Genomic DNA, 16,381 nt, shown 5'->3' on the forward strand with positions numbered 1-16,381 from the left:
TTTTAAACAAAAAAACAAACTACAGGCATGAAAAAAGATATCACAGAATTATATAGTTTTATAGATGATTTTTGTAAAATTTATTTGGAGTATGAACAGAGAAAGTTATTACCATCAAATAAGCAAAGAAATCGCTGTTGTAGCATGAGTCTAAGTGAAATGTTAACAATAATAATTATGTTTCATACATCCTATGCTAAGAATTTTAAATTTTTCTATAAAAGTTATATAGAGTGCATGCATAAGGATGATTTTCCCAAAGCCTTGAGTTATAATAGATTTGTTGAATTAATGGCACGATTATTCATACCGCTAAATATGTTGATTCATTTGTTGTTTGGTGAGGAAACAGGTATTTATTTTATTGACTCTACAACGATTAAAGCTTGTCACAATAAAAGGCGTTATAGCAATAAAGTTTTTAAAGGATTAGCCAAACATAGTAAATCCTCTATGGGGTATTTTTATGGTTTTAAATTACATGTAATAATCAATAATAAAGGGGAGTTTATGGCATTAAAAGTGACCAAAGGCAATGTAGATGATAGGGTTCCAGTACCGGAGTTAACAAAAAGATTAACTGGAATTATAGCAGCTGATAAAGGTTATATTAAGCAAAATTTGTTCTTAAATTTATATGAAAGAGGCTTAAAAATGATTCATGGAATTAAGAAGAATATGGAAAATAAATTAATGGATTTGAAAGAAAAAATCTTACTTCGAAAGCGTAACTTAATTGAAACAGTTTTTGATTATCTAAAAAATAAAATGAACCTTGAACATACTAGACATAGATCACCAATAAATGCCTTTGTCCATATATTATCTACTCTTGTTGCTTACTCATTAAAGAAAAATAAACCTTCAACAAAATTTGATTTTAATCTACATGTTCACAATATCCTTATCCCGAATTGACGTATAAACAGTATTTTGTCGGTTTCGACTATAGCATTTATACAAGAGTTAAAAAAATCACCATATTTGCTAAAGGAAGTAATGGATAAAGTGGATTTGAAACAGCTGGATGATTATGTAACAAATATCAAGATATTTAGGCTATATATAAAAGAATATTTGATAAATCACCCGATGATTTATCAACAAAATTTCACCTTTCTGGTGCGTCAGTTGACTCCAACCCCTAATGGTCTGCCAATAGAGTTATGTGTCTTTACCCATGAGACGAGGAAGGGGCTATTTGAAGATATCCAATCAGATATTTTTGATCATTTGATGGCGGTGCTGCCTGATCTCAAATTAAAAATATTTCAAAATAGTAATAATTAAAACTGGATATAACAATGACTTTAGAAACCAAATTCAATTTAGCTTCTGCCTACCAAATTCTTGCAATTTTGGGCTTCGATGATCATACATATACCCATCTATCTGCAAGACCTAAAGGGGCTGACTATTACTATATTTATCCTTTTGGGTTAAGGTTTGAGGAAGTAACTAGCGATAATTTACTGCAAGTTAGTTTAGATGGAACAATTATAAAGGGCAATGAATATAATTATAGTAAAACCGGCTACGTTACTCACGGTAATATATACAAAGAAAGGTCGGATATTTTATCTATCTTTCATCTGCATACTCCAGCAATTGTTGCTGTATCATCTATGCGAGTAGGATTGTTGCCAATAAGTCAGTGGGCACTGCATTTTTATGAAAAACTATCTTATCATGAGTATAACTCTCTTATACTGACCTCCAATCAAACTAGTAAAATACTAGACGATCTTGGGCAGAATTATGTTATGTTTCTACGTAATCACGGAATATTAGCCTGTGGCAGGACAATACATGAAGCGATGTTTTATACTTATCATTTAGAGCAAGCATGTAAAACCCAATGTTTAGCATGTTCAACAAATCAGGAATTAATTATACCGTCTCCAGAAACTTGCAAGAAATCAGTGCAAGATTTATTGTCATTTGAGGAAGATTTAGGCAAACGTGACTGGATAGCTTGGCTTAATTTGCTCAAGACGGCTAAGAAAAATTTTTAACAGGTTTATGGTGAGCAATGAAAAAAATATTGAGAGAATAAAGCTACACTCTTAAAATTAGATAGCCAGTTTAACTGAGGATGAATATATTTTATAATATAGTGAAATTAATATGACAGTAGAATTTTTTGATAATATATCAACCAAAAAAACTAATATTGTTAAAGATAACAATAAGCCACCAAGAATGAGGGTAGGTACCGATGAATTCTATGACCTGCTAGTTAATAGTGATGTCTTTGTTGATAAAAGCTTAATGATCAAAGAATTATTGGAAGATAGTGGTAAGGTTATATTGATCACCAGACCAAGACGGTGGGGTAAGAGCTTGAATATGAACATGCTCCATAAATTTTTTGAAATAGAGGTGGATAAGAGAGGTACACCTTTACCTGAAGAGGATAGAGTAAATAGCAAGCTATTTACAGGTGGTACAGTAGATTTAGGCTTTGACGAAACTAAAGAACTCAAGTCTTTAAAGATTGTTCATGACGCAAGTAGCATGAAACGTCAAGGTCAATTTCCAGTCATCTCTATAAATTTTAAGGATGTTAAAGGCAGTAACTACCAGGAAATTGAAAATGGAATAAAAAATCAAGTAACTAATTTATTTACAAATCATCGATACTTAAAGCGTTATATAACAACAGATGAAAAATTACTAGATGATGCACAAAAGGAAAAGTTAAATCGATATTTTACAGGAAAGCTTGATAAGGAAGACTTAAAAGATAGTTTACGGGTTTTGAGTGAAGTATTGTACAAACATTTTGGTCAGAAAGTTTATATATTGATCGATGAATACGATACGCCGATCAATAGTTCGTACATTGAATTTGGTGATAAATTAAAAGAATTTGATGATGTACTAAAAATATTCCGTGGGATGTTTGGCAGTAGTTTAAAAACTAATCCTTATTTAGAGAAAGGGGTAATAACTGGCATATTACGGGTTGCTAAAGCTAATTTATTTTCGGATTTGAATAATGTTCGTGAATATACTCTGCTAGATGAAAAATTTGCTGAGTTTTATGGCTTCACTCAAGCAGAGGTTGATGAGTTATTAACAAAAGTACCACTTGACACAAGTCCTGAAAAAATTAAAGCTTGGTATAATGGTTATAGTTTTGGTGGTGAGGTAATTTATAATCCATGGTCAATTATGTTATGCCTAGATACTAGAGGCAAGCTTGACCATTATTGGCTTGATAGTGGGGGGACGGGTCTTGTTGATAAAGCATTATTGTCAGATGGAATGCAGGAAGATTTACAGAGCTTAGCTGCCGGAAAGGCTATTATCTCACCGATTGTCAAACAAATTAGTTTTGCTGATATCAACAAACCAGTAGGATTATTTAGCTTGTTGTTATTTAGCGGTTATTTAAACCCTGTTGCTAAAAAACCAGAAGAAGATATTTACGAATTGTCGGTACCAAATAAAGAGGTACGATATATAATGCCAGAATGCTCCAATGGGTAACTGATCAGTTACAAATCGATCACTCTCGATATTATTCTTTTGCTACTTTGCTGCCGGCAGGTAAAATAGAACAATTTAAAGAAAGATTGCAAGAATTATTACTCAATGCTACTAGTTTTTACCAAACTGGCGAGAAAAAAGCCGAGCTATTTTATAGTGGTTTTATGCTAGGTTTGATTAATACTTTAGCTTCCGACTACATAATAGACAGCGAAAGAGAGACTGGTAGCGGTAGGGCTGATATTATGTTGATACCTAGAGCTGGAAAGCAAGACAATGCCATTATTATTGAATATAAAATATGCAAGTCTGCTGATATTTTAGAATCTACGTCAATTCGGGATAAGGATATTGTGAACATGTAGATTAAAATCAAATTTTGTTGAAGGTTTATTTTTCTTTAATGAGTAAGCAACAAGAGTAGATAATATATGGACAAAGGCATTTATTGGTGATCTATGTCTAGTATGTTCAAGGTTCATTTTATTTTTTAGATAATCAAAAACTGTTTCAATTAAGTTACGCTTTCGAAGTAAGATTTTTTCTTTCAAATCCATTAATTTATTTTCCATATTCTTCTTAATTCCATGAATCATTTTTAAGCCTCTTTCATATAAATTTAAGAACAAATTTTGCTTAATATAACCTTTATCAGCTGCTATAATTCCAGTTAATCTTTTTGTTAACTCCGGTACTGGAACCCTATCATCTACATTGCCTTTGGTCACTTTTAATGCCATAAACTCCCCTTTATTATTGATTATTACATGTAATTTAAAACCATAAAAATACCCCATAGAGGATTTACTATGTTTGGCTAATCCTTTAAAAACTTTATTGCTATAACACGTCAATTCGGGATAAGGATATTGTGAACATGTAGATTAAAATCAAATTTTGTTGAAGGTTTATTTTTCTTTAATGAGTAAGCAACAAGAGTAGATAATATATGGACAAAGGCATTTATTGGTGATCTATGTCTAGTATGTTCAAGGTTCATTTTATTTTTTAGATAATCAAAAACTGTTTCAATTAAGTTACGCTTTCGAAGTAAGATTTTTTCTTTCAAATCCATTAATTTATTTTCCATATTCTTCTTAATTCCATGAATCATTTTTAAGCCTCTTTCATATAAATTTAAGAACAAATTTTGCTTAATATAACCTTTATCAGCTGCTATAATTCCAGTTAATCTTTTGTTAACTCCGGTACTGGAACCCTATCATCTACATTGCCTTTGGTCACTTTTAATGCCATAAACTCCCCTTTATTATTGATTATTACATGTAATTTAAAACCATAAAAATACCCCATAGAGGATTTACTATGTTTGGCTAATCCTTTAAAAACTTTATTGCTATAACGCCTTTTATTGTGACAAGCTTTAATCGTTGTAGAGTCAATAAAATAAATACCTGTTTCCTCACCAAACAACAAATGAATCAACATATTTAGCGGTATGAATAATCGTGCCATTAATTCAACAAATCTATTATAACTCAAGGCTTTGGGAAAATCATCCTTATGCATGCACTCTATATAACTTTTATAGAAAAATTTAAAATTCTTAGCATAGGATGTATGAAACATAATTATTATTGTTAACATTTCACTTAGACTCATGCTACAACAGCGATTTCTTTGCTTATTTGATGGTAATAACTTTCTCTGTTCATACTCCAAATAAATTTTACAAAAATCATCTATAAAACTATATAATTCTGTGATATCTTTTTTCATGCCTGTAGTTTGTTTTTTTGTTTAAAAATATAAATACTGCAGGCACTCCTTTTTGACAATCCTTTTATCTATTACTATTTCATCTATATCTTATCCCGAACTGACGTGTTATATTAAGAGGAGATATATCAATACAGCTAATGTTAGGGAAGCGATAGTTGAGGTTGTTAATGCAATTTTAGAAACAAGAGATTCAAGGATTTGGGGTTTTGCTACAACTGGTTGTGCTTGTGATTCAACTAGGACCAGTGTTAAGAACAAGCTCTTTTGCCGCCACTTACAGTTCCTAAAAAAATAATGTTTACACTTTTTTATTGTTAGAGCAAAAAATATATTGCAAAATAATTGTAATATGAATAAAATCGAGTAAATCAATACCGACACTGTGATTTCTAGGAACAGATAAAAATGCAATATAATTTATCATTAGAGGATTTAAATTTATGCAAGAAAAAGAAAGGTCAATCAAATCAGTTAACTTTTGCAATAATGTTAGTGTATTTCAAAAAATACATACAATTTCCCTCTAATAAAGCTAACACAGTTTCGATGCAATTATTGTTACAGGTTGCCAAACATTTAGATATTGATCCAACACAAATTATTACATTTGACTGGGATACACGTACTGGAGAAAGGTATCGTCAGGATATCAGACAGTATTTAGGATATCGTGTAGCAAATGCCAAGGATATTACATTAATAATGAATTATCTTGTAGATGACTTGATACCGCGTCATTTCTCAGATTCAGTGCTACTTGAACAAATACGTACATATTTCATCAAAGATAGAATAGAAATTGTTAATACCAAACAATTAGAAAATTACATTTCGTTAGCTAAACAAAAATTTGAACAACAATTTTTTAGAAAAATATTTGATAATTTAAGTCAAGGAAATCTTCTTTTAATAGATCGCATTCTTAGTAAAAATAGTGATGAGGATAATAACATTATAGAATTATCAGAACTTAAAAAAGATATCTCTGGAGCTAAAATTAAGAATATTCAATGTGCCATAAATAAAATCAATTTACTAGGTCAAATCAAATTATCTGACTGCATAATAGAGTCAGTAGACAGAAAATTATTATTAAAATATTATGAACGTGTGATGGTTTTTGCACCTAGCAATATTCTAGATTTTGCCCCGACTATAAAATATGCCACCATGGCAATATTCTGTAGTGTAAGACTGGAGCTATTGTTGGATGCCTTAATAGATACCATGATTAAACTAATTAAAAAGATGCGAGCCGGAGCAGAGAAGCATGTAGACCGTCATATTCTTCAGGAAGTTAAGCGTGTTGACGGAAAGTTTGATATTCTAGAAAAGTTGGCTATACTAAATGCAAAAAATCCTAAAAGCATTATTGAGGACAAAGTTTATCCGGTAGTGCCTCAGGAGAAGCTGGAAGAAGTAATTGAAGATCTACAACATCGTGGTAGCAAGTGGTATCAGGCTCAGGTGCGAGAAAAAATGCATACCACCTATGCTTATGGCAATAGAGGTAGTCTACTTGCGATAATAAGAATATTACAAATTTCTGAAGATCATATTGATTATCAACCTATCTTAAAGGCAATTCGTTTTATCAACCAATACTGGAATGAATCAGATTTAGCTTACTATATTAATATCCCACCAATCAATAGAGCTATCCCACAGAACTGGTATAGCATGATCTTTAAAATAGAAAAAGGTCAATTGCGAATAAATAAATATAATTATGAACTAGCCATATTAGAACAGATTAAAGAACTTCTTGGTTTTAAAGCTATTTGGGTTAATAAAAGTTACCGTTATAGAGATCCGAATAAGGACTTACCGAAGGACTTTATTGAGAAACGAGAATCATATTATGAGTTACTTGGGTTACCGCTAAAATTCGAGGAGTTCGTAGAAAAATTAAAGACTTCACTTACTAACAGCTTAGATGCATTAAATGCAAATATTCCTAATAATCAGTTTGTAAAGATCCAACAAAGTAAAGTTGGTAACAATATAAAGCTTACTCCCTTAGACTCACAGGATGAACCTGATAATATTATTAAGTTACAGCAAGAAATCAATAATAAGTGGTCAAGTATACACTTAATTGATATTTTAAAAGAGTGCGATCTAAGAATCAATTTTACTAAGGAACTTGAAACTGTTGGTAAAAGCAGCAATATCAATAGTTCTGATCTACAAAGAAGACTATTACTATGTATATTTGGCATTGGTAGCAACACCGGATTAAAAAGAATCAGCATTGCTAATGATAATGTTAATTATAGTGATTTACGTTATGTAAAAAAACGCCATATTAATGCTACAAACATTAGAAATGCTATTCGTACAATGGTTAATAACGTTTTAAAAACACGAAATCCTGATGTTTGGGGAGAGGCTACTACAACAGTGGCCTGTGACTCAACTCATCTGTTTGCTTGGGATCAAAATCTAATGAGCGAATGGCATTTTCGTTATGGTAAGAAAGGAGTAATGATTTATTGGCATGTTGACAAGAAATCATTATGTATTTACTCGCAGTTAAAGGATTGCACCTCATCAGAGGTAGGTAGCATGATAAAAGGCATTATTGACCATGATACGGACATGGACATGAATCGTGTATTTGTCGATACCCATGGACAAAGTGTAATAGGTTTTGCCGTGAGTTATTTACTAGATTTCTCCTTATGCCCGAGACTAAAGGCAATCAATAAGCAAAAATTGTATTACGTTGATTCTAGAGATAGAAATAAATATAAAAATATTTCAGAGATCCTAAAGGGAAGTATAAATTGGGAGTTATTAGAAGATAATTACGATGAGACTGTCAAACATATGGTTGCCCTAAAACTAGGAATAGTTACACCATCCGTATTAATCAAAAGATTTAGTAATAATAATTACGCTCATCCGGTATATAAGGCACTGGTAGAACTAGGCAAAGCCAATAAAACCATATTTTTGTGTAAATATTTATCCTCGGAAGAATTACGTATTGAAGTTAATGAAGGACTAAATATTGTTGAACGCCTTAATAATGTAATGGATTTTATTTTTTACGGTAAACTAGGTCACATTGCAACGAACAATATTGAAGATCAGGAATTATCGGTATTATGTTTACATCTGTTGCAGGTATGTATGGTTTATATCAATACCTTGATTATTCAACAAATATTATCACAGCCACATTGGCAGAACAGGTTTATGCCTGAAGACTATAGAGCATTAACACCGTTATTCTCAGGTCATATAAATCCTTATGGTCTTTTTCCGTTAGATTTTAATAAACGCTTGTTAATCGGGATAACTATTTAATTGCTTATTATGATATTAGAACGTACGCCAGTTAGAGAAAAAGCTAAATATTTTTGCAAACATCTGAAAAAAGAAAAGCCTGATTATAATTACTTAAGAGAATTATTCAGGCATATAAGAAAAAATCTTGATGTAGAAGTAAAGAGTGGTAAGGAAAGGAAGTTGCCGTATGTGCCTACGGAAGAGGAAATAAATAAATATTACAACACGGTATGGAAATCTAGAAATATGAAGCATATAGTAATGATTAAAACATTGCTTTATACCGGGGTGAGAGTTTCTGAGTTAGTAAATATAAAAATATCTGACATAGATTTAGATAATTGTCAGATAAAAGTTGTGCAAGGTAAGGGAAAGAAGGACAGAATAGTTCCGTTTCCTGATAGTTTTAAGGAAATATTAGCTGTTCATCTAGAAAATATGAAAAGAAATGATTCAAAATATTTATTTGAATCAAGTTTGAAGATGGCATATTCTGATCGAGGCATTAGAAAAATATTAATGAACTATACAAAAGAAGCGGGTATTGAGCATTCAATATCTCCTCATACATTAAGACATTTTCTTTTTACTTGGATGAAGAAAAAAGGCGTAGATGACGCATTAATTCAGCCATATTCAGGACATGAGAGTCGTCAATCATTGGAGATGTATTCAAAATTATCACTCGGAGATTGCCAATCTGAGTATGAAAAAAGGATTAAAGATTTTCCAATTTAATTCTAAGTGGCGGCAAAAGAGCTTGTTCTTAACACTAGTCCCTGTTATGGTGGATATCAAGTCACCAGATACATCAGTTTGATATATTTCTTCTAAATGCCCTCGGATCTCGCTGACTGTCATACCGCGACCATAAAGGGATATCACTTTCTCATCAAATCCATTAAATCTCCTCAGCCCTTTTGGTATTAATTGAGGATTATACCATAGTACCCTACAATTTTTGTAAAGATGGTATTAGGATAGAAAAAAGTTTTTGTTTGGGAGGTATTAATAATGTGGATATTATACCAATTGCAATAATTAACGCAGTGGTGTAAAATGGGTTTTTAACTGATAAAGGTACTCAAATGGCTAGGTTAATATTACCACAAGGTTTTCATGGTCATGATTTTATAAAAATGATGAAACATGAGCCGCATGGTCGAAATCGTATACGTTTATTGGCGATGTATCACCTTCAATTAGGCAAATCTTTAAAAGCCATATCTGAAATAGTGAAGTCACACTGGAAAACTGTGCAATCATGGCTCAGAAGATTTAGGAATCATGGTTTTGAAGGATTATTTGAATCACAAAGAAGCGGCGCCCCTAGGAAGATTAACACTATACAAGAGTCTGCTCTTTTTGATAAAATCAATACGCTCAGTGAAAGTAAAACTGGTGGGTATATAACTGGAAAGGAGCTACATATCATGTTACTTGAGGAATATGGTGCTAAATGCGCTTTAAAAACAGTCTACAATACTATGCACCGCCTTGGTTTTAGCTGGATTACTTCTCGTTCAATGCATCCAAAGTCAAATCAAGAGACTCAAAATACATATAAAAAAACTTCCCAGACATGTTAACAAAATTATTACCAAAAAATATCGATAGATGTAAAGTTGATATATGGTCTCAGGATGAAACTCGAGTTGGGCAACAAGGTAGCTTAACTCGTATATGGGCTAAGCGTGGCACTAGACCCCGTAAAGTTCGGCAACAGCAATTCATTTCAACATATATTTATGGAGCTGCTTGCCATGATACAGGAGAAGCTTTTGCATTAATTTTACCATATGCAAACACACAGGCAATGAATAAATTCTTAGAAGAGCTTTCTCGCAGTATTCAAGGCAACCGACATATAGCTTTACTAACGGATAATGCAGGTTGGCACACAGCCAAAAAACTAACTGTGCCAAGCAATATCACTTTGATACCGCTTCCGCCCTATGCACCGGAACTTAATGCAATGGAACAAGTTTGGGAATGGATCAAAAATCATTTCTTGTCTAACCAATGTTATGGTGTATATGAAGATATCGTCACTATGGCTTGTTACGCTTGGAATCAATTTGCTCATAATGTAGATTTAGTAAAATCAATTATGTATAGAGACTGGATAAACACACCGTGTTAATTATTGCAATTGGTATTAGCTGCGTTATGGCTGTTGTAGATTGATAAAAAGCATTTTTGATATGATCAAAGCCATAGGTAAATAATGAAAACAATTGTCTTTCAATGGTTTTGTACCGTTTTATTCGGATGAGATTTAAGGCATTTTGTATTATTCCATTTTTGACTATTAAAGCTGAAGCAATAGCAGTTATCACTAATAATTTTTCAAATCTATCCAATTTTACAATGTGACTTTTTTCAATATCAAAACCACCGCTTTTTAGGTGCAAAAATAGTCGTTCAACACTCCAACAAAATTTATATAAAGCAAAAATATCTTGCTCTATTTCAATTGAAGACACCAGAACCATCAGCTCGCTCTTATCATTTCTATATGCGGTAAAATTAACCTTTCTATTCCATAATATACCACTACAAGCCCTATACTCTAAGGCTTTAACATCACTAAATATTCTTTCAATGGTTAAAGTTCTTAAACCTTTTGTAAGACGAATTTTATGATCCATTTTTAATGGAATAACAAACTTTAGATGGTTATTTATCAGAAAGTCTAACCATTCTTTATTCATAAATTCTCTATCAGCAAGCAAATATTTTATTCTTTCAACGCCAAAATTATTAATAAATTTCTGTAAAAATTCCTTCATAAATTCTGCAGAACACCCGCCACCATGCGACAAAGTCTTCCAGAATATTGGCACCGATATTTTACCAATTACCATTACTAAAAATAAAATATTAATATCGGATTTACCAAATTTCCAACTTGTCCTATCCATTGCTACGACATAATTTTTTGAAGCAAAAAAGCTTAATAGCAAATAGCCAACCTTCATATAATCAAAATTAAAATCTTTTAAAAAACGATAAATTCTATGAGTTTTTGACGTCGCTTTAGCATCACCTAAAATACCAAGTGCTAAACCTTTTTGATAAATTGAGCTGCCCGTCAGCAAACTAATTACCATACCAACCAAACATTTTAATCTTGATTTATTTCCGTCTATATATAAAATCAATTCTTGAAGTATTATATTATGCATTTTGTTATAAAAATACCTACCTTATACTACTTCACACCACTCTAAATCAACCATTCTTCTTCATCTTCTCAAAATTGTAGGGTACTATAATATAATACAAGCGATAAACCTAAATATCATCGTTTTGCCAATGATGCAGCTGGTCATGAAGAGGTGATTAAATTAGCAAAAGAGCAAGAGATTAAGCTAATAATATGTGAACCCACTGGAGGATACGAAGCTGAGATTTGTCAAAAGCTGTATAATAATAAGCAACAAATACATAAGGTCAATACATATAGTTTTAATTCTTTTAGTAAATCGGTAAATTTGTGTAAAACTGATAGGAAGGATGCATTTAAATTAGCATATTATGGTGATAAGATGCAGCTTTCAGCGAATTATATATATCAAGTTGAATCAGAGAATTTGAAGAGATATAAGCAAAGACGAGAAGATTTAGTATTAATGCTTAGCAATGAAAAGAAAAGACTACATCATAGTATTGATGGTATTGATAAAGATAGTATAGAAAAACACATTAAATTCTTACAAAATGAAATAGCTGAGCTTGATAAGAAGTTAAACAAAACAATAGATGAGTCAGAAGAGTTAAAAGAGAAGGTAAAAATATTAGAGACTGTACCTGGTATTGGTAAATGTTTGGCTACAAAACTAATTAGTTTTGTACCTGAATTAGGGGATAAAAATTATAGTAGTAATGAATTGTCAGCAATTGTGGGGATAGCTCCGTACGCCCGTGATAGTGGTAATAAGCAAGGACGAAGATTTATTAGGGGAGGCAGAAAAATACCACGGGATGCTTTATACATGGCGGTATTAACTGGCAAAAATGGTTTTCAATATTTAAAAACTTTATACAATAGGCTTGTTAATAATTTTAAACCTAAGAAAGTTGCGATAGTTGCTTGTATGCGTAAGCTACTTGAAGTTTGCCATAAACTTATTCAACAAAAACGTTGTTTTATTATTTAGATAAATATTTTTTTGAAAATTTAGATAAAAGATAATTGCTATGATAAAAGGTATATTATTGAAACCATTAACGATCAACTAAAAAACCTTTGTCATATAGACCATACAAGGCATAGATCTGTTATGAATTTTCAAACTAACGTATTAGCTGGACTGCTTGCCTATGTTTTTAAGCCTAATAAAATTTCTGTAGCTTTTGGAAAATTAAACAATCTCAACCTTCCTCTTACATCAAACTGAGGTTAATATAACAAAATTAAAGCTAATCGCTGAACAATATTTAGCAAATAATTCTAAATTGACACAAGATATATGTGATAGATCATAGTACCCCACACTTTTATAAAAGCCTATCCTGATGCGGTAAACAGACATTTCTTATTACTACTCTAACTAACTATTTAATTGGACTTTGGACAAAATACCCTATTTTTTTACAAAATACGTCAATTCGGGATAAGGATATTGTGAACATGTAGATTAAAATCAAATTTTGTTGAAGGTTTATTTTTCTTTAATGAGTAAGCAACAAGAGTAGATAATATATGGACAAAGGCATTTATTGGTGATCTATGTCTAGTATGTTCAAGGTTCATTTTATTTTTTAGATAATCAAAAACTGTTTCAATTAAGTTACGCTTTCGAAGTAAGATTTTTTCTTTCAAATCCATTAATTTATTTTCCATATTCTTCTTAATTCCATGAATCATTTTTAAGCCTCTTTCATATAAATTTAAGAACAAATTTTGCTTAATATAACCTTTATCAGCTGCTATAATTCCAGTTAATCTTTTTGTTAACTCCGGTACTGGAACCCTATCATCTACATTGCCTTTGGTCACTTTTAATGCCATAAACTCCCCTTTATTATTGATTATTACATGTAATTTAAAACCATAAAAATACCCCATAGAGGATTTACTATGTTTGGCTAATCCTTTAAAAACTTTATTGCTATAACGCCTTTTATTGTGACAAGCTTTAATCGTTGTAGAGTCAATAAAATAAATACCTGTTTCCTCACCAAACAACAAATGAATCAACATATTTAGCGGTATGAATAATCGTGCCATTAATTCAACAAATCTATTATAACTCAAGGCTTTGGGAAAATCATCCTTATGCATGCACTCTATATAACTTTTATAGAAAAATTTAAAATTCTTAGCATAGGATGTATGAAACATAATTATTATTGTTAACATTTCACTTAGACTCATGCTACAACAGCGATTTCTTTGCTTATTTGATGGTAATAACTTTCTCTGTTCATACTCCAAATAAATTTTACAAAAATCATCTATAAAACTATATAATTCTGTGATATCTTTTTTCATGCCTGTAGTTTGTTTTTTTGTTTAAAAATATAAATACTGCAGGCACTCCTTTTTGACAATCCTTTTATCTATTACTATTTCATCTATATCTTATCCCGAACTGACGTAAAATAGTAAGTTTTATAAAAAACTAGTATTTTTAGCTAACTTTTTAAAAAGTTTATTAATCTATAGTTAATATTTTTACAATTTTAGATAATTATTTTATATAATAGATAAATTATAAGTTGCTAAATATAGGCTAAATTATTTTGTCCAAAGTCCAATATTTAAGATATTATACCAATTGCAATAATTAACGCAGTGGTGTAAAATGGGTTTTTAACTGATAAAGGTACTCAAATGGCTAGGTTAATATTACCACAAGGTTTTCATGGTCATGATTTTATAAAAATGATGAAACATGAGCCGCATGGTCGAAATCGTATACGTTTATTGGCGATGTATCACCTTCAATTAGGCAAATCTTTAAAAGCCATATCTGAAATAGTGAAGTCACACTGGAAAACTGTGCAATCATGGCTCAGAAGATTTAGGAATCATGGTTTTGAAGGATTATTTGAATCACAAAGAAGCGGTGCCCCTAGGAAGATTAACACTATACAAGAGTCTGCTCTTTTTGATAAAATCAATACGCTCAGTGAAAGTAAAACTGGTGGGTATATAACTGGAAAGGAGCTACATATCATGTTACTTGAGGAATATGGTGCTAAATGCGCTTTAAAAACAGTCTACAATACTATGCACCGCCTTGGTTTTAGCTGGATTACTTCTCGTTCAATGCATCCAAAGTCAAATCAAGAGACTCAAAATACATATAAAAAAACTTCCCAGACATGTTAACAAAATTATTACCAAAAAATATCGATAGATGTAAAGTTGATATATGGTCTCAGGATGAAACTCGAGTTGGGCAACAAGGTAGCTTAACTCGTATATGGGCTAAGCGTGGCACTAGACCCCGTAAAGTTCGGCAACAGCAATTCATTTCAACATATATTTATGGAGCTGCTTGCCATGATACAGGAGAAGCTTTTGCATTAATTTTACCATATGCAAACACACAGGCAATGAATAAATTCTTAGAAGAGCTTTCTCGCAGTATTCAAGGCAACCGACATATAGCTTTACTAACGGATAATGCAGGTTGGCACACAGCCAAAAAACTAACTGTGCCAAGCAATATCACTTTGATACCGCTTCCGCCCTATGCACCGGAACTTAATGCAATGGAACAAGTTTGGGAATGGATCAAAAATCATTTCTTGTCTAACCAATGTTATGGTGTATATGAAGATATCGTCACTATGGCTTGTTACGCTTGGAATCAATTTGCTCATAATGTAGATTTAGTAAAATCAATTATGTATAGAGACTGGATAAACACACCGTGTTAATTATTGCAATTGGTATTACGGCTTCTTATTTATCTAAAAATGTTTTTATATCTTTCTTTTTAAGATTTTTGATCTTGAATTTACCCCATCAGGATCGGCTTTTATAAAAGTGTGGGGTACTATGGTGATAGATTAGTGGCTAATTACAAAGCTAATCTTGAAGAGGATGAAGGTTTAAATACAGATTCAAACGCAATGATAGATGATAAAATTAATGACGAAGGATATGGAAGTGGTACTATAGTAAATTCAGAGAAATTTGGGGCTAGGAACGATGGAGCGACGAGTGCCAACGTCAGCAATTTTTCATCAATTGGCTATATCTCATTTCCCTATGCTCAAGACATGATGGAACTTGAAGGGGTAGAGACCGACTATATCTCCCAACATTAACCATAACCTAAACTATTTTAGCATAAATATAATAGTCCCTATGTATTCCTTGCACAATCTCATATTTTTTGAGCAATCCCTCTTTAACAAAATTACATCGTTCCAAAACATTAATTGAGCGAGTATTGTCAGTTATAACAGTTGCTTGGGTGCGAACAATTCCAGCATATTCGATAAACCTTAAAATAGCTTTGATAGATTTCAGCATAATTCCTTTACCCCAAAATTCCGGATCAAGATCGTAACTTATTTCTGCTTTGAAGTGCATTGCAGAAACACTATTAAACCCAGCAGTCCCTATAAGTTTATTAGTATCTTTGAGGGAAATAGCCCAGTAAAATCCCCGATGATTATGAAATAAGCTGGACCAATATCTTATCTCATCAGTAGCTTGAGCTGTGTCCGATGGACAATTTTGTTCGGTCAGGAATGGTAGCATTTCTGGCTTATTCATATAGGTAAAATAGTTTTCGGAATCATCACTAGTTAATTCCCTAAGCACTATATTACCTAGGTCTAATACAGGAAATTGATGATATATAGAGTGGTTTAGCAT

The 16,381-nt window shown here is 31.8% G+C and carries 16 protein-coding genes and 5 pseudogenes; 15 read left to right on the forward strand and 6 right to left on the reverse strand.

All coding sequences use genetic code 11. The annotated features are described in order from the left end of the window. Window positions 1–27: 27 nt before the first annotated feature. From NBW66_RS10020 to NBW66_RS10040, 5 genes are all read left to right on the forward strand, one after another. Entirely contained in the window at window positions 28–918 is an 891-nt protein-coding gene (locus NBW66_RS10020; protein ID WP_250310582.1) for an IS982 family transposase, read from the forward strand. Between the two features lie 81 nt (window positions 919–999). Beyond that, on the forward strand, window positions 1,000–1,290 hold the full coding sequence (locus NBW66_RS10025; protein WP_250310890.1) for a hypothetical protein: 291 nt from the start codon (window positions 1,000–1,002) through the stop codon (window positions 1,288–1,290). Window positions 1,291–1,304: 14 nt separating this feature from the next. Beyond that, a complete protein-coding gene (locus NBW66_RS10030) occupies window positions 1,305–2,015 on the forward strand; it encodes a class II aldolase/adducin family protein (protein ID WP_250310891.1) in 711 nt (236 codons plus the stop codon). Between the two features lie 112 nt (window positions 2,016–2,127). Continuing rightward, window positions 2,128–3,495 (forward strand): AAA family ATPase, encoded by a 1,368-nt coding sequence (locus tag NBW66_RS10035; RefSeq protein ID WP_250310892.1) that lies wholly within the window; start codon window positions 2,128–2,130, stop codon window positions 3,493–3,495. Then, complete coding sequence (locus NBW66_RS10040; protein WP_250310893.1) at window positions 3,480–3,860, forward strand: PD-(D/E)XK nuclease domain-containing protein; 381 nt, start codon at window positions 3,480–3,482, stop codon at window positions 3,858–3,860. Before NBW66_RS10035 ends, NBW66_RS10040 begins: the two co-directional genes overlap by 16 nt. Here the strand turns inward: NBW66_RS10040 and NBW66_RS10045 are convergent. Both NBW66_RS10045 and NBW66_RS10050 read right to left on the reverse strand, forming a co-directional pair. After that, window positions 3,828–4,340, reverse strand: a pseudogene (locus NBW66_RS10045) (IS982 family transposase); the annotation flags it as partial. The gene NBW66_RS10040 and the pseudogene NBW66_RS10045 sit on opposite strands and share 33 nt — an antisense overlap. Before the next feature lie 5 nt (window positions 4,341–4,345). After that, window positions 4,346–5,235 (reverse strand): annotated as a pseudogene (locus tag NBW66_RS10050) (IS982 family transposase). A 52-nt stretch (window positions 5,236–5,287) separates the two neighbouring features. Here NBW66_RS10050 and NBW66_RS15090 point away from each other — a divergent pair. From NBW66_RS15090 to NBW66_RS10060, 3 genes are all read left to right on the forward strand, one after another. Then, the gene (locus NBW66_RS15090; RefSeq protein WP_410525795.1) at window positions 5,288–5,533 is read left to right on the forward strand and encodes a Tn3 family transposase; all 246 of its coding nucleotides are present in this window, start codon (window positions 5,288–5,290) and stop codon (window positions 5,531–5,533) included. A gap of 110 nt (window positions 5,534–5,643) precedes the next feature. After that, window positions 5,644–8,553 (forward strand): Tn3 family transposase, encoded by a 2,910-nt coding sequence (locus NBW66_RS10055; RefSeq protein WP_250310841.1) that lies wholly within the window; start codon window positions 5,644–5,646, stop codon window positions 8,551–8,553. Between the two features lie 9 nt (window positions 8,554–8,562). Further along, window positions 8,563–9,273, forward strand: coding sequence for a tyrosine-type recombinase/integrase (locus NBW66_RS10060; protein WP_250310731.1), 711 nt, complete (start codon window positions 8,563–8,565; stop codon window positions 9,271–9,273). A 42-nt stretch (window positions 9,274–9,315) separates the two neighbouring features. On the opposite strand, the pseudogene NBW66_RS10065 reads toward NBW66_RS10060, so the two are convergent. Next, window positions 9,316–9,477 (reverse strand): annotated as a pseudogene (locus tag NBW66_RS10065) (transposase); the annotation flags it as partial. A gap of 146 nt (window positions 9,478–9,623) precedes the next feature. On the opposite strand from NBW66_RS10065, the gene NBW66_RS10070 reads away from it, so the two are divergent. Both NBW66_RS10070 and NBW66_RS10075 read left to right on the forward strand, forming a co-directional pair. Then, the gene (locus tag NBW66_RS10070; protein ID WP_250310542.1) at window positions 9,624–10,124 is read left to right on the forward strand and encodes a helix-turn-helix domain-containing protein; all 501 of its coding nucleotides are present in this window, start codon (window positions 9,624–9,626) and stop codon (window positions 10,122–10,124) included. Beyond that, a complete protein-coding gene (locus NBW66_RS10075; protein WP_250310543.1) occupies window positions 10,118–10,678 on the forward strand; it encodes an IS630 family transposase in 561 nt (186 codons plus the stop codon). The genes NBW66_RS10070 and NBW66_RS10075 overlap by 7 nt, the downstream gene beginning before the upstream one ends. Here NBW66_RS10075 and NBW66_RS10080 read toward each other — a convergent pair. Next, the gene (locus tag NBW66_RS10080; RefSeq protein ID WP_250310894.1) at window positions 10,644–11,723 is read right to left on the reverse strand and encodes a transposase; all 1,080 of its coding nucleotides are present in this window, start codon (window positions 11,721–11,723) and stop codon (window positions 10,644–10,646) included. The two genes, NBW66_RS10075 and NBW66_RS10080, sit on opposite strands and share 35 nt — an antisense overlap. A 120-nt stretch (window positions 11,724–11,843) precedes the next feature. Here NBW66_RS10080 and NBW66_RS10085 point away from each other — a divergent pair. Then, window positions 11,844–12,698 (forward strand): annotated as a pseudogene (locus tag NBW66_RS10085) (IS110 family transposase); the annotation flags it as partial. A 42-nt stretch (window positions 12,699–12,740) separates the two neighbouring features. Continuing rightward, window positions 12,741–12,938 (forward strand): annotated as a pseudogene (locus NBW66_RS10090) (transposase); the annotation flags it as partial. A 206-nt stretch (window positions 12,939–13,144) separates the two neighbouring features. Here NBW66_RS10090 and NBW66_RS10095 read toward each other — a convergent pair. Next, window positions 13,145–14,035 (reverse strand): IS982 family transposase, encoded by an 891-nt coding sequence (locus NBW66_RS10095; RefSeq protein ID WP_250310582.1) that lies wholly within the window; start codon window positions 14,033–14,035, stop codon window positions 13,145–13,147. 342 nt (window positions 14,036–14,377) lie between these two features. Here NBW66_RS10095 and NBW66_RS10100 point away from each other — a divergent pair, with 342 nt between their 5' ends. From NBW66_RS10100 to NBW66_RS10110, 3 genes are all read left to right on the forward strand, one after another. Further along, complete coding sequence (locus NBW66_RS10100) at window positions 14,378–14,878, forward strand: helix-turn-helix domain-containing protein (RefSeq protein ID WP_250310542.1); 501 nt, start codon at window positions 14,378–14,380, stop codon at window positions 14,876–14,878. After that, window positions 14,872–15,432, forward strand: coding sequence for an IS630 family transposase (locus NBW66_RS10105; protein ID WP_250310543.1), 561 nt, complete (start codon window positions 14,872–14,874; stop codon window positions 15,430–15,432). Before NBW66_RS10100 ends, NBW66_RS10105 begins: the two co-directional genes overlap by 7 nt. 135 nt (window positions 15,433–15,567) lie before the next feature. Beyond that, the gene (locus NBW66_RS10110) at window positions 15,568–15,825 is read left to right on the forward strand and encodes a hypothetical protein (RefSeq protein WP_250310895.1); all 258 of its coding nucleotides are present in this window, start codon (window positions 15,568–15,570) and stop codon (window positions 15,823–15,825) included. Window positions 15,826–15,832: 7 nt separating this feature from the next. Here NBW66_RS10110 and NBW66_RS10115 read toward each other — a convergent pair whose 3' ends face one another. Then, complete coding sequence (locus tag NBW66_RS10115) at window positions 15,833–16,381, reverse strand: GNAT family N-acetyltransferase (protein WP_250310896.1); 549 nt, start codon at window positions 16,379–16,381, stop codon at window positions 15,833–15,835.

The sequence above is a fragment of the Rickettsia endosymbiont of Oedothorax gibbosus genome, from assembly GCF_936269705.1.
GTDB lineage: Bacteria > Pseudomonadota > Alphaproteobacteria > Rickettsiales > Rickettsiaceae > Tisiphia.